This window comes from Oceaniferula flava, from assembly GCF_016811075.1.
GTDB classification, from domain to species: domain Bacteria; phylum Verrucomicrobiota; class Verrucomicrobiia; order Verrucomicrobiales; family Akkermansiaceae; genus Oceaniferula; species Oceaniferula flava.
Genome location: NZ_JAFBGL010000007.1, coordinates 166,091 through 189,747, shown reverse-complemented (window position 1 = coordinate 189,747; position 23,657 = coordinate 166,091). Strand labels below are relative to the sequence as shown.

At 50.7% G+C, this 23,657-nt stretch carries 14 protein-coding genes; 9 read left to right on the top strand and 5 right to left on the bottom strand.

The features are described from left to right. Window positions 1–48: 48 nt before the first annotated feature. The 7 genes from JO972_RS11775 (at window position 49) to JO972_RS11750 (ending at window position 9,980) form a co-directional block, all read left to right on the top strand. On the top strand, window positions 49–1,257 hold the full coding sequence (locus JO972_RS11775; protein WP_309490253.1) for a vWA domain-containing protein: 1,209 nt from the start codon (window positions 49–51) through the stop codon (window positions 1,255–1,257). 195 nt (window positions 1,258–1,452) lie between these two features. Then, the gene (locus JO972_RS11770; RefSeq protein WP_309490252.1) at window positions 1,453–2,172 is read left to right on the top strand and encodes a PEP-CTERM sorting domain-containing protein; all 720 of its coding nucleotides are present in this window, start codon (window positions 1,453–1,455) and stop codon (window positions 2,170–2,172) included. 734 nt (window positions 2,173–2,906) lie between these two features. Continuing rightward, entirely contained in the window at window positions 2,907–3,965 is a 1,059-nt protein-coding gene (locus JO972_RS11765; protein WP_309490251.1) for a ribonucleotide-diphosphate reductase subunit beta, read from the top strand. 95 nt (window positions 3,966–4,060) lie between these two features. Then, the gene (locus JO972_RS11760) at window positions 4,061–5,140 is read left to right on the top strand and encodes a ribonucleotide-diphosphate reductase subunit beta (protein WP_309490250.1); all 1,080 of its coding nucleotides are present in this window, start codon (window positions 4,061–4,063) and stop codon (window positions 5,138–5,140) included. Window positions 5,141–5,392: 252 nt separating this feature from the next. Further along, window positions 5,393–8,656 carry a ribonucleoside-diphosphate reductase subunit alpha gene (locus JO972_RS11755; RefSeq protein ID WP_309490249.1) on the top strand — a complete coding sequence of 1,088 codons (3,264 nt, stop codon included), beginning with the start codon at window positions 5,393–5,395 and terminating at the stop codon, window positions 8,654–8,656. A 65-nt stretch (window positions 8,657–8,721) separates the two neighbouring features. Further along, window positions 8,722–9,423: a toll/interleukin-1 receptor domain-containing protein gene (locus JO972_RS16805; protein WP_343221582.1), complete on the top strand. Its 702-nt coding sequence runs from the start codon at window positions 8,722–8,724 to the stop codon at window positions 9,421–9,423. A gap of 92 nt (window positions 9,424–9,515) precedes the next feature. Next, window positions 9,516–9,980, top strand: a complete 465-nt coding sequence (locus JO972_RS11750) for a TIR domain-containing protein (protein WP_309490248.1) — start codon at window positions 9,516–9,518, stop codon at window positions 9,978–9,980. A 24-nt stretch (window positions 9,981–10,004) separates the two neighbouring features. On the opposite strand, the gene JO972_RS11745 is transcribed toward JO972_RS11750, so the two are convergent. The 3 genes from JO972_RS11745 to JO972_RS11735 form a co-directional block, all read right to left on the bottom strand. Then, window positions 10,005–11,693, bottom strand: coding sequence for a serine protease (locus JO972_RS11745; protein ID WP_309490247.1), 1,689 nt, complete (start codon window positions 11,691–11,693; stop codon window positions 10,005–10,007). Window positions 11,694–11,702: 9 nt separating this feature from the next. Next, window positions 11,703–12,674 carry a hypothetical protein gene (locus JO972_RS11740; protein WP_309490246.1) on the bottom strand — a complete coding sequence of 324 codons (972 nt, stop codon included), beginning with the start codon at window positions 12,672–12,674 and terminating at the stop codon, window positions 11,703–11,705. A 128-nt stretch (window positions 12,675–12,802) separates the two neighbouring features. After that, window positions 12,803–15,904 (bottom strand): toll/interleukin-1 receptor domain-containing protein, encoded by a 3,102-nt coding sequence (locus JO972_RS11735; protein WP_309490245.1) that lies wholly within the window; start codon window positions 15,902–15,904, stop codon window positions 12,803–12,805. Window positions 15,905–16,265: 361 nt separating this feature from the next. Here JO972_RS11735 and JO972_RS11730 point away from each other — a divergent pair, with 361 nt between their 5' ends. After that, window positions 16,266–16,964, top strand: a complete 699-nt coding sequence (locus JO972_RS11730) for a hypothetical protein (RefSeq protein ID WP_309490244.1) — start codon at window positions 16,266–16,268, stop codon at window positions 16,962–16,964. 68 nt (window positions 16,965–17,032) lie between these two features. On the opposite strand, the gene JO972_RS11725 is transcribed toward JO972_RS11730, so the two are convergent. Together JO972_RS11725 and JO972_RS11720 are read right to left on the bottom strand one after the other, a co-directional pair. Next, on the bottom strand, window positions 17,033–17,170 hold the full coding sequence (locus JO972_RS11725) for a PEP-CTERM sorting domain-containing protein (RefSeq protein ID WP_309490243.1): 138 nt from the start codon (window positions 17,168–17,170) through the stop codon (window positions 17,033–17,035). 953 nt (window positions 17,171–18,123) lie between these two features. Continuing rightward, complete coding sequence (locus tag JO972_RS11720; RefSeq protein WP_309490242.1) at window positions 18,124–19,113, bottom strand: hypothetical protein; 990 nt, start codon at window positions 19,111–19,113, stop codon at window positions 18,124–18,126. Between the two features lie 881 nt (window positions 19,114–19,994). Here JO972_RS11720 and JO972_RS11715 point away from each other — a divergent pair. Next, the gene (locus JO972_RS11715) at window positions 19,995–23,579 is read left to right on the top strand and encodes a Ser-Thr-rich GPI-anchored membrane family protein (protein WP_309490241.1); all 3,585 of its coding nucleotides are present in this window, start codon (window positions 19,995–19,997) and stop codon (window positions 23,577–23,579) included. Window positions 23,580–23,657 lie beyond the last annotated feature (78 nt).

Sequence of the window (23,657 nt, the reverse complement as noted above, 5' to 3'; positions counted from 1 at the left end):
CTGTCAGAACTCTCTATCATCAACCCAAACCAAAAACCCAATACCACCATGAAAACACCAATCCACATCACCACCCTCGGCCTGGCTGCCTTGCTCGCCATCCTTCCCGCCAGCGCCAAAGAACAAACAAACCCAGCGGTCAAGGAGGCCAAGGCCAGCAGTGCAAAAATCGCTGCCCCGACCGAAAAACCTGCCCAAGCGAAAGTCCAACTCGCCATCTTGTTAGACACCAGCAGCAGCATGAGCGGGCTGATCGAGCAGACCAAGACGCAGCTGTGGAAAATCGTCAACACCTTCATCGATGCCAAGCAAAACGGTCAGGTGCCCTACGTCGAGGTGGCGCTCTACGAGTATGGCAAGTCGTCGCTCGACCAGGAACAGCACTGGATCCGCCAAATCCAGCCGCTGACACGCGACCTCGATGAGATCAGCAAGCAGCTCTTCGCCCTCAAGACCAATGGCGGTCAGGAATACTGCGGAGCCGTCATTCAGCGCGCCGCCAGCGATCTGAAATGGGACCCCTCCAGCCAGGTTTACAAAGCCATCTTCATCGCCGGCAACGAAGCCTTCACCCAAGGGCCGATCAATGCCAGCGACGCCGTGAAGAGCTCGATCGCTCAAGGCGTCATCGTCAACACCATCCACTGCGGCAGCGAGCAGGCGGGGATTTCCGGAGGGTGGAAAAATGGGGCCATGCTCGCCGATGGGAAGTTTCTCACCATCGATCACAACCTCGCCGTGGTGCACATCGAGGCGCCGCAGGATGCCGAGATCGTGAAGCTCAATGCGGAGCTCAATAAAACCTACCTCGCCTACGGCACACGCGGTGCGAGTAAGAAGCACGATCAGGTTGTCCAGGATAACAATGCGGTGGCCAAGCGTGCCAGCGGTGCCGCCGTCCAGCGTGCAGTCGCCAAGGGCAGCGCCAATTACTGGAATGGCAATTGGGACCTGGTGGACGCCTCGAAGAAGAAAGACTTCGATCTCAATCAGGTGAAAAAAGAGCAGCTGCCGAAGGAAATGCAGTCGATGACACCCGCGCAGCGCCTTGCACACATCCGCAAGATGAGTCAGCAACGTGCCACGATCCAAAAACAAATCCTCGAGCTGAATCAAAAGCGGACCGCCTACGTCGCTGCCAAACGCAAGGAGCTCGCCGAGAAAGAGGGCGGTCGTGCGGAGCAAACACTCGATGAAGCCGTCGCCGCCACCGTCCGTGCCCAGGCCGAGAAAAAAGGCTACGCATTCAAAAAATGATGCTGGTCTGGGCAGGGGATGGTTCTGGTTTCATGCCAGCTCCCATGGCCTCTGACTTGTCGATCAAGCCGCAGGTGACCAGCCTGCGGCTTGTGTCATCTACTGCCTTCACTCTGTGTCATACTAGCGTTTAACCTTGGGTGCCTCCAGATGGTGAGATATACTGTTTGGTCCAAGATTAACCATTCGATCATAATGAAAGCCAGACCTCTCTTACCCACCCTATGCGCGGCCATGCTGGCCAGCGCCCTTCCTCTTTCTGCAGCCATTCTTTGGCAGTCGCCGCAGTATATCACCGATGCCGTGTCCGATGTTTCCACCTCGGGCACCTTGGAGTATGCCTATGCGCTCAATAATACCGATGCCACGGTGAATGGTGTCCTTTTCCTCGGGGGATCACCCACTCATAATGCCGGCTCTCAGAATATCGGCTCCGGGGATCTCACCAGTGACACATTGGTTGCATACCACGCATCTGCCTTCAACGGTGGGACGGCATCGCCATGGAACGAACTCTCGACCGACTACAAGCACCTCTTGGATAGCGCGATTTACGTTAACTCCGGTGATGCCATAACGGTGACTCTTGGTAATTTGACGATTGGACAAGCCTATGAAGTGCAAGTCTGGTTCAACGATTCACGCAGCGGCCGCGATAACCGTGAAATCACGCTGAACGGGAGCAACGAGGTCACCGCGGATTACACCCCGGTGGATACTCAAGGTGGCTTGGGGCAGTATGCGCTCGGAACCTTCATCGCCAGCGGGACCACAGAAGATCTCGTGATGACTTCGAGCTCGAGCTCTCCTCAGCTGAATGCCATTCAAGTTCGCGCAGTTCCAGAGCCATCGACAACTTCCGTGCTCGGTTTGACCCTGCTTGCAGCGCTCGGCTTCCGCCGTCGTTCCAGCTAAGCTGTTACTACCTCCCGCTGAAGAGGAGGAACTATTCTCGGCCGTAAACTCATGCAGGGTTTACGGCCGATTTGTGTTGCTGAGGCGAGCGGTTGTAGCACTCGCCACTCTTCCTCAGGCTGTTCTGTAGGGGCTTCCGAATATGCAGATGAAGAAGTTTTGAGCATTCTAAAAGTGCACGGTTGAATGGCTCCTGATGGTGTGGAATTGAAATCCATATCTCTATGAGTATCAGTCATATGACGCAAGATCGTTAGCCCCGGATCTGCTTTTCAGCTTCGGAGGTAAATTTTTTATTTCCCGTGATATCGGGCGAAATGACGGATATTTGCTGCCTGCAGGCATAAAATTTATCCTGGAGGCATAAAATTTTTAAAATCTGGGCCAGCCACGTCAGTTGCAGTTAGGTGCTCCAATTTTTTTGAGCCCCAGCGCTTGGGTGTCGCGTCAGTATGAAGTCGGATAGAAATGCTTCGAAGTGGTTGATTCCCTAGGGCTGGGGGTTTCTCAAGGGAAATTGTCATTTTTATGGAAATGGGACAAAACCACAACATGTGGGGTTGTTAATAATTTGTGGATACCATATGGACAGATTTGAATTGACCATTTGAGCCATTTTCGGTCACTATCGCAAGGCTTCGCGACTGAGCGAACTTCCCAGAAAAGCGCGCTCAAACCCACCGCATTTCCGCCACATTTTCAGTATCTTTCCCCCCACTTTTCACCCTTATATCATGGCTGACACCATCACAATCACTCTCGGAGAACGTACATTCAATCTCGATCGCGAGAAGGCCGAGGAGGCCTACGCGGCTAAAAAAGTGCTCAACGGCCGAAATTCGATGTTTTTCAACATTCTGCCGCTGAAATACAACTGGGCCTACGCGCTCTACAAGGAGATGAAGAACTCCCACTGGGAGCCTGCCGAGGTGGCGATGAACACGGATGCCGCGCAGTGGGGGAACCTCGGCGCGTCTTGCCAGATGCTTTACAAGACCGCCCTCGGTGCTTTTGCCCGCTCGCAGGAGCTGTTCCAGTCGCACGGCATCTACACCGTGCGTGATCTGGTCACCGCGCCTGAGCTGAAGCTGGTTTTCGGTCGTTTTGTCCACGAGGAGAACACCCGCAGCGATGTGCTGGTGCACCTGCACGGCTCGCTGAGAATCAACCCGATGGAGTGCGCCGAGCTGGCCGACATTCCGGCGATCAATGCTAAGAAGGACTTCGTCACCTCCAAGCTCAGCCCGCTGAACCGCAACACCGATACCACCACTACAGCTAACAAGCAGGCGGTGGCACGGAACATTTTCCTGATCAACCAGTGCATGGAAGGCACCCAGTGCTTCGCGCTCTGGGCCTCGTTGTTCTCACTCTCCGCACAGAACAAAACCCCCGGCACCGGCAAGGTCTTCAACAAACTCATCGGCGATATCACCTTCCGCCTCAGCCTGTTCGATCAGCTGCTGCAGGAAATGGTCGGCGAGAACCCGGACATCTGGACCGATTCCTTCAAGGCCGAGCTCACCGAATACATGGTGACTGCCGTGCGCTTGGAAAAGGACCTCATCGCGGCCTTGCCAGTGGCCGATGCCGGGCTCGATCCCGCCGCACTCGGCACCTACATCGAGTTTCTCGCCGATGAACGTCTCGGCGCCTGCCAGCTGCCGCGCCAGTTCCACCACGCGTCCAGTCCCTTCCCATGGCTCGACGAACAGCTCCACCTCGCCAGCAAACACGCTGCCGCCGTTGCCAGCTCCACCCTCGACACCTCCTTCGACGACGACGATTTGTAAGCTGAAGTTTGTTCTTTTGTCACTTTGCCGGTTTTCAGCGGACTGACCTATCCATACTGAAAACTGCCACACTCACCACTTACCCAACATTTTCCATGACCACCGCCACCCTCGATAAACTCACCATCCCCGTCGATCCTGTAAAAGCCGAGCAGATCCTTGCTCAGAAAAAGGTCATCGGCGGCGAGCGCATTCCCGGATTCGGTCTGGCTCCGCTGAAATACCCATGGGCCTACGAGATCTACTCGAACATGCGCGCCAACCACTGGGAGCCGGAGGACATCCCCATGCAGAAGGACGTCGAGCAATGGCGCTCCGATGAGATTTCCGACGTCGAACGCTGGATTATCAAAATGGGCATCGGCTACTTCTCCGCTGCCGAGGGCATCGTGGGCGATAACATGATCCACGTGATCTGCGAGTTCGTCACCGCCCCGGAGCTTGAGCTCGTCTTCCGCCGCCACGCGCATGAGGAAAACATCCACGCCGATTCCCTGGTCTACATGGTCAGCTCTCTCGGCCTGAACCCCCACGAGTGTGAAGCCATCTTCGAAGGTGTCCGCACGGTGCAGGAGAAAACCGACTTCGTGGTCGCCAACTCCCGCTCTCTGCGTCGCGATATGGACATGTCCCTGTTGGAAAACAAACAGGCACTCGCACGGAATATCTTCATCTTCGGCCAGTGTATGGAGGGCACCCAGTTCTATGGGCTCTTCGGCATGATCCTCAGCCTTTACCGCCAGAACAAGTTCCCCGGCATCGGTCAGATGTTCCGCTACACCCTGCGTGACGAGTCGAACCACATCGAACTGCTGCGCAACCTGCTGCGCGACATCGCCGCCGAGAACCCCGAGATCTGGACCCCCGAGTTCAAGGAGGAGCTGCGCCAGACCATGGCCCAGGCGATCCAGCTGGAGAAAAACTTCATTCGCGACTGCCTGCCAGTCTCTGCCGTCGGCCTCAACATCGAGGACTTCCACCAATACATCGACTACATCGCCGATCGCCGTCTGGTTACCTGCGGCCTCGAGCCCCTCGTCGGTAACGTCTCGAACCCCTTCCCATGGCTCGCCGAGATGATCGACATCAAGAAGGAGCAAAACTTCTTCGAAGGCCGCGTCACCGAATACCAAAAATCCACCGCCCTAGGAAACATCGATGACGACGAGCTGTAGCGCTTCGCTTAAATTCCAAACACCAAGAAAAACAGCCCGGTAGGGCAGATTGGCCTCAATCTGCCGCCCCCACAACCCCAGCCAAAAAATTCGCAAAATTAGCCAGATTCGCGGTCAAAAAACTCCATATCCCAAGGAATAATCAACCCAAGCCACAACCCAAGTCTTCTTTCGCGTAATTAGCGTATTTCGCGGTCAAAAAAGCCACCCAGTCCTAAAAAAAACCCTAAAACCCAAACTGCTCACACCATCATGTATCGTTCCATCTCACTCGCCGAAGACCTCGCCCTGAAGAAAGTCATTACCGACCGCGCCATCAAAGCCAGCAACGAAGATCCGTCCGCCAAGGAAGATCGATTCGATTGGTGCGGCGTCCTGGGTGAGAAATCGGCCGAGCGTGTGCCGTCGATCATCGTCACCACCGGCAACGAGGAGGAGGAACTCTCGCTGGCCAAGGTTGCCGATACCATCGGTAATGCCCTGGCCGACTTGCTGGTTTCCCGCCAGACTAAGGAGGACAGCATTTTCAACGATGAGAACCGGACCTTCGTTTCCAATGTCGCCCACAGCGTCGCCACTTCCCTCACCGAGCAGGTGAAAGAGGGCGGTCAGCTCCGCCTTTCCCAGAACGATCTCTACCTGCTGATTGAAAAAGCCCTGATCGAGAACGATGCCCACGATGTTGCCAAGTCGCTGGTCTTCTCGCGTTCCTTCGAGGAAAATGGCGAGGTCATCGTCTCCGAGGAGCCGCACACCATGCCCGTCCGCCTGATCCGCCGCAGCGGCAATGTGGTGCCATGGTCGCAGACCAAGATCGAGATCGCCGTGCGCAAGGCCTTCCTCTCCATCCACGAGGACCCGGAGCCAGCCGTGCAGATTGCCAATGCCGTCACCGAGGCCGTCCGCAATGGCGACTCCGCCTTCGCCCACATCGAGAGCGTCCAGGACATCGTCCAGGAGGAGCTCATGCGTCAGGGGTATTTCAAGGCAGCCGAGGCCTACATCCTCTACCGCGCCCAGCGCGCCCAGATGCGCATCGATGAAGAACCCGCCGAGGACCCGAACCAGGAGTCCATGGTCGTGGTCACCGATGCCGATGGCAACACCGAGTTCTGGGACGGAACCGAGCTGAAGAAGCGCATCCACTTCGCCACCATCGGCCTGGAGCTGAACCTCAGCGACTCCGAGATCGAGCAGGAACTCCGTCGCTCGATCGGTGCGGAAATCACCCGCGACGCCCTGAAGTCCACCATCATTCTCAATGCCAAGTCGCTGATCGAAAAAGACGCTGACTTCGCCAAGTTTGCCGGCCGCATCCTGCTTTCCTACATCTACGAGGAGGTGCTGAACTGGAACATCCTCACCGATGGCATCCGCGCCCTGAAGAATGCCCACCAGGCACAATTCAAGAAATACCTCCAGCACGGTATCAAGATCAAACGCATCTCGCCGGAGGTCGTCGCCAAATACGATCTCAAGAAGCTCGCCGAAGCGCTCGATCCCACCGCCGACCTCGATTTCGACTACTTGGGTATCCAGACCCTCTACGATCGCTACCTGATCGTCGACAAGACTGGGGAAAAGCCACGCCGCCTTGAGACTCCGCAGTTCTTCTGGATGCGCGTTTCCATGGGTTTGTTCCGCGCCGAGGAAGAAGGCCGCGAGGACTGGGCCATCCGCCTATACAACCTCTACAAAGGTCGCCGCTTCTGCTCCTCCACACCCACCCTCTTTAACTCCGGCACCCTCCACTCCCAGCTCTCCTCCTGCTACCTCTACAAGGTGGACGACTCCATTGAGTCCATCATGCAGCGCGGCATCGCAGAGAACGCCTACCTCAGTAAATGGGCCGGCGGCCTCGGCGGATCATGGACCGCAGTCCGTGGCACCGGCGGCTACATCCAGGGCACCAACGGTGAGTCCCAAGGCATCATCCCATTCCTCAAGCTGCACAACGATCAGCTCGTCGCCGTTAACCAGGGCGGAAAACGCCGCGGCTCCGGCTGCGCCTACCTCGAAAGCTGGCACAACGACATCGAGGATTTCCTCGAACTCCGCAAGAACACCGGTGACGAACGCCGCCGCTGTCACGACATGAACACCGCGAACTGGATTCCCGATCTGTTCATGAAGCGCATGGAAGCCCGCCAGGAATGGTCCCTCTTCCGCACCAACGAAACTCCCGACCTGCACGATCTCTACGGCAAGGCCTTCGAAGTCCGCTACGAGGAATACGAGAAAATGGCTGCCGAAGGAAAAATCTGGACCCGCAAGGTGCCAGCCATCGAACTCTGGAAAGGCATGCTCAAGATGATCTTCGAGACCGGTCACCCATGGATCACCTTCAAGGACCCATGCAACCTCCGCTCACCGCAAGACCACTGCGGCGTCATCCACAGCTCCAACCTCTGCACCGAGATCACGCTGAACACTTCAGACGAAGAAACCGCCGTCTGTAACCTCGGCTCCGTCGTCCTGGACACCCACATCACCAAAGACGGCTCCCTCGATCACGACATGCTCAAGGAGACCATCACCGTGGCCATCCGCGCGCTCGATAACGTCATCGACATCAACTTCTACCCCACCGAAGCCGCCAAGACAGCTAACAGCCGTCACCGCCCCATCGGCATGGGAGTCATGGGCCTGCAGAACGCCCTCTACAAAAAAGGCCTCTCCTTCGCCTCCGATGCTGCCGTTGAGTTCAACGATGAGTTCATGGAAGCCATCGCCTACTACGCCTACAATGCCTCCAGCGAACTCGCCAAAGAGCACGGCACCTACTCCACCTACAAAGGCTCCAAGTGGGACCGCGGCCTGATGCCACAAGACACCGTGGACGCCCTCGAAGACGAACGCGGCGTGAAGATCGATGTGCCACGCGGCGCCAAGATGGACTGGACCCACCTGCGCGAGAAGATCGCCCAGCACGGCATGCGCAACTCCAACGTCCTCGCCATCGCCCCGACGGCCACCATCTCCAACATCATGGGCACCACCCCATGCATCGAGCCGAACTACAAGAACCTCTACGTGAAGTCCAACCTCTCCGGAGACTTCATCGTGCTCAACCGCGAGCTCGTCAACGACCTCAAGAAAGAGAACCTCTGGAACCAGGAAATGCTCGATCAGCTGAAATACTTCGACGGTGAACTCACCGACATTGAAGACATCCCAGATGCTCTCAAGGAGAAACACAAAACCGTCTTCGGAGTAGGCTACGAAGCCATCATCGACGCCGCTGCCCGACGCCAGAAGTGGATCGACCAATCCCAGTCAGTCAACCTCTTCCTAGCCAGCCCAGACATGAAGACCCTGTCCCACATGTATCGCCGAGCCTGGCACACCGGCCTAAAAACCACCTACTACCTCCGCACCCTCCAAGCCAGCAACATCGAGAAATCCACCGTCGACGTCAAACAAGCCGCCCAACAAAAAACCTACACCGCCGCCGAGAAAAACGCCTGCTCAATCGAAGCCATGATGAACGGTGGCGAGTGTGAGGCTTGTCAGTAAGATATAAATCTTAAACCAAGTTGTTAATTCAAAAATAAACTCCTAAACAATACTATTATCTAATCATGAGTGGATGTACAGCACCAGTAAGAGGCCATCATTCAGCAAGTGCTGCTGCGAATTGTCCTGCATGCCGAGGCCGAAATAGGGGCTATGGTGGCTATGGTGGCTATTCGTCATACACTGCACCATCGTACCATACATCACACACAGGCAGCATGGGTGGTGGTGGTGGATCCAGCAACGCACAGCCGAGTTGGTCGTCAGCCAGTTCAACCGTAACTTACACAAGTGCCGAGGTGCGTGCCCTAACCCCAGTTCGCCGCACTGTTGAAACTCGAGCACCCAAGCCAGACACGCGAGATGTCTTTCTCTGCCACGCGTGGGACGATAGGGAAGGTGCAGCTACGCAGTTACACGATGAACTGGAGTCAAGTGGGGTCTCAGTTTGGTTCAGCCAGAAGGATGTGCTTCTCGGCTCTAGCTTACTCCGCGAAATCGATAAAGGGTTGGCAAAGTCGAGAGTAGGAATTGTGTTGGTAACTCCATCCTTTCTCGATCGTGTTCGCGGAGAGGGCATTGCCGATAAAGAACTTTCAGTTCTCCTAGCTCGTGATCTTCTCATTCCTATCGTTCATAATACAACGTATGAGGCTCTCCGTGATGTGAGTCCGCTACTCGGCTCGCGAACGGGCCTAAACACAGGAGATGATTCGATGGAGGTAATCGCGACCAAGCTTGCCGAACTGGTGACTGTCGATCTATGATGCAGACTCTAAAACCAATGGAAAACTGTGGAGCCAAGCTGATGGAATTAGCGTGGTGATTCGCGCGAGTCATCTATTATTTTAATTATATTATGAGTTTACCAAGAACGTTTGTTGGCTTCAGTAGCACTGACATTAGGTACTACCGACTTATGCAGGCTTGGAAGGCTAACACGCATATCGACTTCAGTTTCACCGACTGCCAACTTGGAAATGAAATCAATTCTGCAAATGAAGCATACATCAAAAGGAAATGCAGAGAGCGTATTAATATGGCCGGAACTTTTGCAGTTCTGATAGGTCAGGATACTCGAACGAAACATAAATATGTTCGTTGGGAGATGGAAGTCGCTATCGAAAAGAACTGCCGAATAATAGGGATAAATCTAGATGGGTCGCGAAGAGTTGTTGATACTACCTGTCCTCCAATCATCCGAAATATCGGCGCTATCTTTATTCCGTTTTCTCCAAAAATAGTTGCATTTGCACTAAAGGATTACGTGATGAAGACTGATGATGACTATCACTATAAAGATTCAGTCTACGATACCCTCTGATAAAAGTGAGTGGAAACAATAACCTTATTCACCCTCAATAACATCTCGTGCAGCATCTAGAATTGCGCGAAATGCGATACCCTCGTTCGCAGCATAAGTTTCATCGCTGCCGTCAAGTTTCGGAATATGTCCACCACCAGCGTGATGAACAGCAAAGAGGTCCCAATCATCAGTGAACACTGGACTCCCAGAGCTTCCACCTTCAGTGGGAGCTCGGTAATGAAGTAGATGGTCTTGGTGTCCTAAGACCTTATTGTCATGCAGGGAAAATGATAACCCTCCTCCTTTTGGGTGACCGATAATATAGACTCGTGAATCATTATCAAAAATGGGATGAATTTTTGTGATTGGCAGTTCATCTTGGAAATCAGGATTGCCGGTGAAAGTCGCTATGGTACAATCCAACTTACCACGTCCTGAGGAAAAAAGAACCTCCTCAATAGTGTATTCGCTAGGATCGTCTCTTGCCTCGAATGTCACGATTACTTGCGATGGATGCAATGCTTTTGTCGTGGAATTAACAGGATTTCTTTCGGCTTCTTCCTCACTCATTACGTGAGCGTTCGTAACCAGTACCCATTGTGAGGCAATCTTTTCTGAGATGAGACTGGCTTTAATTACAAAGCCGGTACCGAAGCATTCGTCCATACGATTAGAGACTTTGACGACACTTGCTGCTCGTTGCAGGCCCTTGCGATACCAGCGAAAGCTTTTGAAACGTTCAGTGCCTAACACCGCTTCAAAGTTCATGTCTTCTGATAGCTCGTTAACAGATTTTAGTTCACGTCCTAGTGAGGTAAGATTCACTTGGCCTCCCTCCTGACCCAGCAGAACAGAGCGTAGCAGGTGAAGAATCCTAGATTGATGATCGTCATCAGGAGAAAATTGCCAGATTTCCTCTAATTGTCGAAGTGTGCTGGCGTATTCGAAAGCGTCGATGTTGAACTTTTCCCGTAGTTTGTCAGCAGTATAAGCGAGAACAAATTTTAGAGCCGTCTCGTAATCACCAAGCGCAATGCAAGCTTCAGCCGCTGTTGCGCACTGCCAAGGATCAGCTTCTGGATTTGATTCATAAAATCCATCAGGAAATAGTGACTTGAGGGTGTTAGAAGCTAGCGCATCCGGGGTTCCGAACTCAGCGCTGATTGTCACACCATTTCGCTCAGCCCATTTCAGGAGAGCCACGACATTGATGCCATGCCAATAGTGTTTTTCAGGATCTGACTGGTAGATAGCATGGTATTCCTGAATCGCCAGTATGAGATTATGCTGAAATGTAGGATTTGCCGGTTGAGAGTTAGTAAGCTCTACAAACGTCTGCTTATAGGCCCGTCCCAAGAGGCCACGTGCTTCGCTGTACTCAGAATCGTTAGCTGCCTCTAGACAATCCACAGATAGCCTTTCCAATACATCGATCGCCGTAGTTAGCAAACCAAGTTCAATCAGAGCTTGAGCAAAGATTCGCCTGGACTTTAACGTAGAATAGCCAGTTTGGCGTAGAGCTTCAGCTAGACGAACTAACAGGTCAAAATAGCGGCGTCCTTTAAGAATATTAAGTGGCCTAATCCACTCGTTTTCTCCCAAGGCTGAGTTTACAGGTTGATCACTCCTGAGCCATTCGATTAATTCATCGGTTAGTTTGCCAACAAGCAAGCGATCAAACTCATTTGCAGCAGTCTCTAATTCAGCAATAATATCATTCCATTCTCTCACATTATGAATTTAAAGAATCTCCAACGACTTGGCGAGGGCAGAACATAAATCATTCTGGCCAAAATATTTCCATGCACTATGGCGCCATCGCCCCGAGTTACTAACTGATATATCCCTGATCACCTTATCCCCGTTTAGTCGATAATCATTTGAAAGTTTTGCATCTAGTGCGACTGGATCAAAGCGGTCACAAACGTTAACCCATTCTTGGCGAACCCTTTCAGAAGGGAAGCCGTTATCTTTGGAGTAGCCAGGGCCTAGTTCATCGTGGACTTCACTGATACCCAAAGGACTGCCAACAGTAAACAATGAGTCAATCGGTGGACACTCCGGCACATTCTTCAAGCAGTCATAAGCGATGACAGTCCCCATACTGTGGCTGAGCACGATATGCTTGCCGCCCCGTTTGGCATTCAATTTAGCATCTGCTTTCAATTGATCGACAAACAATCCGCGAATGTGATCACGGACGCGATAAGTCTCTCTTGGGCGAGGGGAGTAATCTTTATTGAAAAGATACAGATGAACATCTTTCAGAAATCGTTTCATGATTCGATTTCGAACAGGCTTAGGGATCAGTCCAAATGCCTCCAAATCAGAAACCTTTTTGTCTACTTCCTCGTCGTCACCATTAACTTCGGAGAATTCCTCGTCCAGTAAGGCTCGGAAGTCCCCATTCCGCGCGGCAAACTTAAGAGCAAGTGATTTCATTGTCTCGATTTCGTGCTCTGTTGTGGAAGCTCCCAGCTCAAGCGAAGGTATATCATTTTCTAAACCCAGGCCATCACCCACGCTCTCATAAGCTTTAGCTTGCTCCTCTGGGTCAGGATAGACAACATCAGCCCAGTATACCATAGACGTGGTCACTCCTTTCGCTGCGAGATTGAAGTCGCCGTCCTTGAAGGCATCTTTCCAGTCCCTGAGAAGGATATTTTTTTCAGGTTTGTTAGCTATTCCGTGGATAAATGTTACGTGTGGCATATAATGAAAAAGGTGGAAGATGACTGTGATTTATTCATGATGTTTTACAGTGTGAAATATTATATCGTGTATTTTGAAACGAAGTTGATGAGTGAAAAATTAGTTTTTAAGCCTCCTAGTTCTAGTGCCTAATTTTGAAAGCCCAGTAGCTTTGCTAGTTGCTTCCAGCTTCGACATGGGGTGCTGATCTTGGAATTCATTATAGATTGTGAGCCAATATTTAGTAGGTTTCCATTCGGATCTAAAGTGCAGCCTGAGAAATGCTGTAGTAACTCTGGGAGCATTGTATAATGATTTAAGTCACGTGGTGTAGGACACCATATCATTGCGGGTCTCTCATTAGATAAAGACACTGCTGCATCTCCATTTTCGGACATTGTCGTACTCATTCCGCTGTAGCCGTGGTCTAAAACTCTGGATTGATCGTCTGAAAGTATGATGAGGCGGCCCTCGGAACCACGAGCAGCCCAATCTGAAGAAATTTCACAGTATTTGAGTCCTTTATGTCCCTTGTGGAGTGTGTTGTAAATAGGTGCGAAGACATCATCTCTTAGGCCAGTCGCGTTCATAGCTTTAGATTCAGTGAGGTTATTGGGCACGTGAACAAAAATTTGCTGAGTTTGATCATATTTTATTTCAAGATTTTCATAAAGTTGTTGGAATTCCTGTAAGCTCAACATTCGGAATTGTGCTGGGTGCTGGATAGGGATTTCAATAAGATCTGAATTAGAAGACAGGTATATATGACTATCAGTTACTGATATATCAGGAGCGGCGGTGATTTTTTTGGGAAGTAGAATTGTGATAAGCGAATCTTTATCTTTAATGTCGGTGAACAATTCAATTTTATATGATTCTTTGTTTATACGCCTCGCTCTTAACATCCAAGATTCTGAATCTGAGACCCAAAGGAGTTCTTGGCGGGTATGTGTACTGTAGTTAATCACCTTTTTTTTATTGATGTCGAACAGATAAATTTTGTATGAATCTTGATCGACAATGTTAGCACTTTCTAAATTTGTCCCCATGAACCAACTACCGTCAGCTGCTAATCTATTATCGTAAGTTAGATCTTTTATGAATGGATAGTCTTTAGCATGAAAAGTCACTGAGTCATTCGCATTAGTCGGGAAATTCGAGGTCTTGATTTTTGAGATCGATTTATTTTTGCCATAACTTGTAATAGCAAACTCTCCTGAGATAGAATAGAATGTAGTCTCTTCATAATTTTTCGGGTTGCCTACCTGCCATTCTCTATCGATTGAAATGCTTTGGAGGTTAAATTCGAATACTCCTGTAGTCGTAAGTAATTTACCCATTTTATCATTATTAACATTACTTAAATCAAGAAGCTCACCACTGACAGATATGATGCCTTCGCTATTTTGGACGAAATCATCATATCCTCGTCGACCATTGCCTTTTTCAAAGCCTTGCCATTTTTTGAGGCTTGCTGTTTGCATGACTGTAACTTCACTTCCTCGTTGAATTGCGAAATAATTATGATCAGCCGAGAGGGCTAATGTCATCGGATCACCAGGAGATGTAGTAAACAGATCAACGACGAACGGTTTATCAGCCCCCATGATCAAAGCTTCTATGCTATTAGACCCGTAGTACCCCTCCCTCTCAATGAATAGCACTTGTTGTGATTTCGCATAGTGGTATTTGTATACTGGTCGTCCATCTAGCCATCCAAATTGTTTTTCATTAAGTAATATTAAGGTGGATCCAAATCTTGAAGTGCTGACAGATTTCAAGATTATGTCGTTACCTTTAGACTGTTTAAAGTATTTAGAAAAATTTTCCTGATGGTTTGATGGAATATCAAGTATAGTGAGAACGCCGTCAGTGGCATATCCATCGACTATTTTATCAGATTCAAGTTCCTCAGTTGATTCAAACTCTTCTAAGATTTCATCTATTTTTAAACTTTCAAGGCTTTCACTTTTTTTATCTTGGTCAATTTGGAATGGCTTAAATGTTTCTGTATCGATTGCTATAGAATTATTCTCGGTTAGGATATTGAGACGCTGAGAGTCGCTAGATTTTGCAGCGACAAGATAAGCATCTTCATCTTTAGGTAGCTTGAACTGTATTATTTCTTTTTGGTTACCCGTGACGATATCCTTTGCGAAAACAGAGCCCGAATTGTCAATAGCAGTAACTGAGTCTGCTGTCTTACTGAAAACCCCTCCTATGAGGGAATTATCGAATGCAACACATTGATTCGGAAAATAAACACCTCCTCGGTTAACGATGGACCAAGCGAATTGAGCAGCCTCGATATCTTTTGGGTTGTTCTGTAGTGAGCGTGTAAGATAAGCTAGACTGGTTTTATAGCTACGTTTTTGCCAATTTTCATAAGCTAAAAGAAAATCTGATCTAGCTAGGTTCTTTCTGGCTTGAGTTTCTTTTTCTTGGGCATTATCTCTCTGTTCCTCAGCTAACTCTGCATTTTTCTCATTAAGATACCCAAAGTATCCAGCAGCAATAGCTAGTAGAGAAATAGCAGTGATTACAGATACTAAAACTTTCTGTCTCTTCTTTGCTTTGAGTAGTTGATATGCCTTATCTCTGTCGCGTATCGTTTCTAAAGGGACACCTAGTATACCAGCTATGATTTTTAATTTCATCAACTGAAGACGTTCTTCATATTGATCAGCCTTTTTGAGAGCTTCTTTTTTTGGTAGATTTTTTAGGATTAGCTTTTTGTAAGATTCGGCAGAGGTGTAGCCTTCGGAGCCATCTAGTAGACGGAAGTCGGCCGCAATAGGTTCGATGTGTTCACCATTTTTGTTTGCTATCTTACGAATGGGTTCGGGGAAGCATTCGTTTATAGGGTGTCCAGGTTCACCTGCTATTATTCCTCCGATTATTCGGTCTCCTTTATCTGTGTTTTTAAAATGTTCAATCTCTTGAGCGACATATTTGCTCTCTACGGCGCGGGGCGAACAGAGAGCGACGAGAAATCGTGAGTTATTAAGGGCCGCGGTAATAGAATCATCCAGATTAGAGTTTGCTGGCAGCGATTCTTCATCTCGAAACACTGGATAAATGCGGTCAGGTATAATATCACCGTGGTCATTTTTTGTTCCAATTAGCTCGGCTGGTACATCATAAGTCTCTATAGATTTATGCAACCAAGATGCCCAGTCACGATCTAACTCTTTATTGTCAGAATGTCGATAGGATATAAAAGCCCAGTATTTTTTAGCTGAAGATGACATATTAATTATATTAAATAAATAATACCTGTTAGGTTGTCAATCTAAATTGTCTTCACGAGCCTGGTGTAACTTTTTTATAATCTGAAGATATCCTAGGCCGTGTGGACAAATTGATTATCTGATCCAATCCATTAAGGAAGCTAGACATACGAAGGATATTTAGCTTTCAGCGCGTCGATCATAGCGGGTGCCCACTCTGCGGAATCGTTTGTAAAGCAGCTGAGAAAAGTCCGGTAGGATCATTCTTGGCATCATTTGTCTCGTCCTCATTGCAGCCATAGTTTACTACAACATGCGCGGCACTTAGACCTTTTGCCGTATCATTGTTATAAAGGCACGCACCCTTTATCACTCGAGTCGAATGAAATATCTGACCATCCTTACACTAGTTCTCCCCCTCAACGCGGCCACAACATTAGCCCCTGCCACGGTTGGCTCCATCTCCCTTGAAAGCGAGAACGAACCTCCGCCCACCTTCCCAGGAGAGCGAGTCTTCAGCGGTTCGGTCGACTTCACCCCAGGTGCATACTCCACCGGAGTAACTAGCACCGTAACCGTAGGTCAAGCGCCGAACGGAGCAACCATCTCCACCAGCCAAGGCAATTTTAGCTACGGCTTCTTCGAGTTTGATATCACCTCCCTGCCGGAGAACATCCATCAAGCTACCCTCAATCTCACCCTTCCTGCCAACGGTCTGGCAGGAAGTGCCCCTACTTCAACTCAAACCATCGATATAAGACTCTCCGATTTCGACACCAGCAACTTCCAGTCAGCCTATCCAGACGCACTGCCACCCGATCTTCTAACTGGCAACATCTTCGCCGCCACTCAGATCATGCCTTCTGATGCCGGCTCCTCCATTCAATTTACCTTCAACGAAGACGGCCTGAACTACCTCCGCTCTGCATCTAGCTCATCCATCAGCACGCTCAAACTCATCGCCAGCATTGGAACTGCTGATTACCCGCGTATTAAGGGACAGACCCTACCGCCCCTGGACGCTACCGCGCAGACTCTACCGCGCATGCCCTTCTGGGAGGACGCGACCAGGGTCCCCTAAACAATACAGCGCAGACTCCGGAAGAGTCTGCGCTGGTCTAAGTGATCAGGATTAGCTTAGGCCTCCGGCTATTTCCTGCGGCGACGGGTGAAGAGGGCGATTGCGCTCATGCCTAACAAGGCTGTGGATGATGGCTCCGGCACAACAGTCATATTGATCCCCTGGTTCCCGGAGTCCCAGCGGATTTCGTAGCTGCCTGTGGACATCCCGAGATCTTCTAAGGTCGTATCCTCCCAAATGGAGGTGCCGGAGTAGGATACGGATTCATAGGGTAGTTCATTAATATTATCGTATGGCAGGTATAATCTAATGCTTCCACTAGTACTTAAACGAGCATGGGTTGCGCCTGTCCCGACGATACCGGTACTGTCAGCCTCCATAAAAACCACAGTGGGAGCAGAAGTTGCTATCACCGAATCGTCTATGCGATTCAGGGTGAAATCTAATACTCTTACAACGTCACCGCTTCCACCCACCGCTCCTGAGTAGAAATAAGTATCTGAACCGGCAGGGTAAGATATGGAAACGGTTGGAACGCCTCCGGTCGAAGAGATTGTGAGACCGGTCAAATTATCATAGCTTCCGGATGCGGTTAACACGACGTCATCTCCCACCTGAGCATAGGTGAACTGAACTACAGCATGGAGACTAGAGCTGCTTAAGAGCGCACAAGCAAATGAGGCGAGTAGACAGCGCGATTTTTGGATATTTAAGTGCATTGTTATTTTTGGTTGTGTGAAGAGCTACACCACAGATACCCGGCAGAATAGACAGGCATGCCTGATGTCTAAGAGCTCCAAAAAATCAATATCTCTGAAGCGAACCGTAAAAAAAACTATGGGGGGAATCAGCACAAGAGTTTTAAATGTCGGAAGCACTTGGGCCACATGCTTCTTAGTCTCTAAGACACAATGTCAAAGATGTCTGAAGGGGTTACTCATGGGAGTAGACAGAGAAAGGATTGGCGAATGAGGTTCCAAAATGGTGGACTAATGAATCGAACTAAGAGACGGACCTTTCATCTGTTCATCTGTCTGTCTTTAGCAAAAAGGGGTCAGGAAAAGATTCGCTGTATTGGCTACTTATCGCTCGTAAGGGTGTTAGACATAGATGTGACTCATAGTCTCCTTGTTACGCCAAAGACAGGTCACTGAAATCATCAATCTCGACTCCCATCTAATATTCCGCCAACAGCCTTTTCTAAATCTCGTAGCCCTTGGTCGGGGATGTTTTGTAGGTTTTGGAAGCGGTTCGGGACCGATGTTCTGGCTCCGAGCAAGTGATCGAATTGTTTGAACTTGGTTAATGAGGGGACTTTCCCTGTGATGACCGAAAAGGTCACTGTCTCAGTCATGAACCTAGGATGGTGGCCTCCAGACCATGCAGTTTGCCACATGGGGTCGAGCTGGAGGCAGGCCTCGCGCACTTCGTAGACAGGGACGATTTTCCATTGATCCAGACCTTCGATAAATCGGCGCACCTTCTTGTCTTCTTTGCTAGGAGGAACGATGACAGGTTTGGAATCATCGGGTTCTTTCTTATACAGCTCAGGTGGGTTTGTTCCGGAAGGGTGGATCATCAGAAGTTCCACGTGATGAGTTTTTGCATACGCCTCCCACTTCTTGATACGACTGAGGAAATTCTTCTTATCGTTCGCCAATTCCTTGCGAGAGTTCAAAAGATTCACGGGCGCGCACATGACCATAACGTGCTTTGACCCGGGGTGTTGTTCGAAGTGCTGTGTAATTTTTCCAATCTCGTCATCTAGACCGTGGCCAGGGTCTTTGTAAGTAGTGAGCTCGATGTGATGCATCTTCCCAAGGATCTCCAAATAACGTCGTGCGCCACCTGAGTAGATTCCCGAGGAGCCCAAGTGACGGTCATAGGCTACCAGGAGAGGTTTGGACTGTAGCGCGGTTAGATTGAGGTGGTGGAGGTCTTTTGCTGATAGCTGATTTTTCAGAACGTTGATTTCCCTGCCTTGGTCGGTTCGTAGAGTGACTGACTGACCGTTCATAGAGACCAACTGTCCCCAGATGGTAGTCCCCTTGGTGGACGTCCATGTCCTCATCTCCTTGGCTTCATTAGGCACTTCGGCAAAACAGAAAGAGGTCACTAACAGATAAATGGCGAGGCTGAGGAGTTTCATGGGATGGAGGTTATGTGAATTCTGGTCTGGGAGTGTGTCACACAGCGTCTGAGTAGAGGCACTGGAAGATATTCATGTTCAACTGGAGTCGCTTTGCAAGGCGACTTTTCTCATCCGGGTGGACGAATAGCTACGGATCAGCTTCACCCTTTGTGACTGTCAGGTGTCGGACGCCCTAGTCTAAGGATGAAGACCTTTTCCGTGGAGGTGGATCATCCTTGCCGTGATTCGGAGACGGTTGTTTTTTCACAGTGCTAGACCATTGGCTGGCTTTCCGTCCCCCTGCGCCATTGAAAATTCGCAAAAGGAAGCGCCATTTGTTTCTGCACTCATTTTCCCCTCGGCCATGTCGTTAGAAGAATCTCCTTGGAACAGCGGTGGAGGAAACTATATTAGCAGCTGTTGAATATAAATACATGAAGCATATATCATGTTCCATCATCGACTCAGGAGAGAGGTGACCCTGCATTTTTTCCTTATGCGACCAGTCATTCTCAATGAAACCCAGCACACTGCAAACCCCTAGAAATCAATCAATGAAACTGTATTCACGCCGTAACCTGTGCTTTGTCATCCTGTTTCTGATCACAGCATTCCTCTGTTTTCAGCTTACTCAGCAGACTGATTCTACTGCAGATGCTAATTCTCGAGCCGATTCCCGAGCTCGATCCCATACCGCAACGACGCGGCAAGACCGAAATGGGATGGTTGTCACCCGGCGTGCTCCCGTCCGTGCTGTTGAGAACAAAGGGGGAATTTGGAAAATCGGTCGGCCCGGCCCCAGACCAGCTGTGATCCGTGGCGCCGATCATCAGCGCCGGTTCGGCACAGCGGTTACCCGCAAAATTCCGGATGTGATCAGGTATAGTAGACCTTCCGTGATGGCGATGATTCCTGCCGATGGTCGTGAGGAGCTCCTGCCTCAGGAAATCGATGCGCACACTCTGAAAAGTAGACGCATGGTTCTCGATACAGCATCACTGGACCGTATTGTTAATGGAGAGAGCAACCATCTACTTGCACCTACTCCCGGGAATGAAGTGCTGGATCTCAAGATCGAAAAAATCCGCACTCGCACGGAGCAAACCCACTCACTGATGGGCAAGATCGCAGGGGAGGAACTGAGTATGGTCAACATCGTTTACCACGATGGCATCGTGCATGGCACCGTAGCTCGCTACGATAAGAATCAGCACTTTGAATACCGTGTCCTGCTGGACGGACACATGATGGTGCGCGAACTCGATGTAGCCAGCATCCCCTGGCGCTGTGGTAAAGCGGACGAGGGTGCGGAAGCCGCAGACAACGCTGGTGCAGATCAAGGGCATACCTGTGGTCCAAACTGCAGTCACGGAGACGAAGAAATCACCATTGTTCCGGCTCCTGAATTGGTTTCGCAGGAGACCCCTGTGGAGTCTGCTGACACCTCAGGCTGGACCACCATTGATGTAGTTGTCGGCTACGGTGCGCAAGCTAGATCCAATCAGGGTGGAGTTTCCGCGATGGAAGCTCACATCATCGCCGCCGTGGACCGGATGACCAATGCCTTCGCCAACAGCCAGGTGACCAGCACCGAGCTCATGCTTCTGGGCACGATCGAGGATCCCAGCTACGCCTTCCCCGGTGACGACGCCGGTGATATGGGCAGTGTGGACGAACTCGGAGATTTGAGCGATGGCAACGATGGGAAACTCGATGATGTCACCGACTATGCCACGACTCTTGGCGCCGACCTCATCGCCTTTGTCTGCGATGCCTCTCAGGGCAACACCGCTGGTATCGCCAATCGCCCAGGCCGCTACAGCATTTGTGCGCGCACTGCGATGTCCAGCTCCAGCTTTACCTTCAGCCATGAGCTCGGTCATAATTTGGGGGCGAGGCACAGTTGGGGGGATTCAGACGATACGACCACCAACACATCACGCTTTGGTTTACGTTTCGAGGGGAGTGGAGGAAACCGCTACCGCACGATCATGGCATACAGCAACAGCCCGTCATACTCCACCAGCCGCATCCCTCATTACGCCAATACCAATGTCTTGTATGATGGCACTCCGACAGGTCTTGCAGACGGCAGTAACCAGACCGGTAATGGCGACATCGACCCTGTTTACATTTCAGGCGGTTTTGACGGCTCAAACCCGAGTCTCGGTGCCAGAAATGGCGAAATGTTCCTGGTGCAGTCTGGAAACAACGGCGCAGTCTACGCCTCCAATCGAGCGACCCGGACAGCCTTAGACGTGACCAGCCCCACCCTCGGGTTGCAATGGGCCGCAGGCTCCACCCAGACCATCAGCTTCACTGGTGGCGACATGGACTACACGGCCGACATCGACCTCTATCAAGGTGGCGTTTTCCAATACAAGATCGCGGATGACATCGAAGCCATCGACCACAACTATTCCTGGACCATCCCACTCGCTCAGGATGGTGGTAATAATTTCACCATCCGGGTGACCCTCAACCATAAGGACGATCCGGTATCCTCTTATGCGGAAAGCTTGAACTTTGTAATTCAGGGAACGAATGATCTTATTCTGAACACCCCAATCGGTGGCGAAACCTGGACTCGCAACACCGTCCAGAACATCACCTGGTCCTCGAGTTACGGCGGCAATGTAAGCATCGAATACATCAAGGGTGGGGGCAGTCCGGTCACCATCGTCGCCAGCACTCCGGACGACGGCACTTACGAGTGGACCATTCCTTACGATTTCCCGACGGATACGGATTACATCATCCGGGTCACCAGCGATGTCTCACCTTTCGACTCAAGCCAGAGTGCCGCCAGTTTCAGTATTGTCGCACCCAGTAACACGATTCTTTCTGAAAATTTAGACACAGACCCCGGTTTCACCGCTAGTGGCGTGTTCGAGTTCGGTGCTCCCGGTGGCTCCAATGATGCAGACAGTGCCAACACCGGCACCAACATCTATGATACCGATCTCGATGACACGGCATACTCCCCAAGCACCCTGACCACTCAGGCTATAGACTGCTCCAACCACACCAATATCATGTTGGAGTTCTACGCCCACGTCTTTGTCTACTCAGGATATACCGTGTCGTTTGAAATCTCCACCGATGGCAGCAACTGGTCCACGCTTTATTCAGAAGACGGAATGGAGGCCCGGAATTGGAGTCGATACAGCTATGACATCACCTCTGTCGCATCGGGGGAATCCACTGTTTACGTCAGATGGGCCATGTCGGGCGGCGGCTCCCAGTGGACCGGTGGCGGACTTGCTATCGATGACATCACCATCACCGGAGATTTCATCCCAGCCGATGATGTCTCGCTAGTTTCACCCAATGGCAGTGAGAGCTGGGTGCGCGGAGATTCGAAGCCGATAACGTGGGTTTCCTCCATGTCCGGCAACGTCGATATCGAGCTCTTCAAAGGGGGAGTGAGTGCAGGCATGATCGCCACGGAGACCGCGAATGACGGACAGTTCAACTGGCTGCTACCCACCTCTCTGACGGCGGGCAGCGATTACAGCGTCAGGATCACCAGCACGACCCAAGCTTCACGAACGGATGAAAGTGATTCCGATTTCCAAATCGTGATTCCAGGCGGGGCTTTCTACACTGAAAACCTAGATACTGACCCGGGCTACACCGCATCGGGCGAATTCGAGTATGGTAGTCCAAGTGGCAACAATAGGCCTTCTTCAGCTCAATCAGGGAGTAATATGTATGACACCATTCTGGACAGCACCTCATATTTCACGGGCTCCCTGAGATCAGTTGCGATCGATTGTTCGAGTTACGAAAATGTGAGTCTGCAGTTTTGGTCGCACATTTATATCACAAGTAATTACCAGATTGTCTTCGAGGTTTCCAATGACAACAGCACCTGGCACAATCTTTACACCTCATCCGGAGTCATCACGAATAACTCCTGGGTGCAGCGGGATTACGACATTTCTGATTGGGCGGATGGCAAATCCGCGGTCTACATCCGCTGGTCAATGAACAATCCTACCGAGACGTATTCCCCGTACAATGGTGGAGGTCTAGCCATCGATGACATCAGTCTCAGTGGCGACTTCATTCCCAGCCAACCCACCTACGATTCCTGGGCCGCGGGGCCTGGAGTGGAAGTGGACTCTAACGGCGACGGTGTCCAGAACGGCATCGCATGGGTGTTAGGCGCCGCCAGTCCTGCTACCAGTGCAACTTCAATCCTACCCACGGTGGATAACACTTCGGAACCCGACTATATGATCTTCAATTATCGGCGCGCTGATGTAGCTCATGATGCTCTCAACACGACCATTGAAGTTGAGTATGGTAGCGATTTGTTGGGATGGACCACTGCGGTTCACGACAATGACAACGTCAAGATCAGTGTGGACGATGACTTCTACGGCACAGGAATCGATCGGGTCCAAGTCAAACTGAAGCAAAGCCTCGGCGCTGAAGACCGTTTATTCTGTCGCCTAAGAGTCACTGTAGACGAGTAATCGACCACTGGATCAGCGCTCTCATTGCGAACGAAAAAGGGACATTCAAGAAACAGGGAATAGAAATGGAGGATTGGC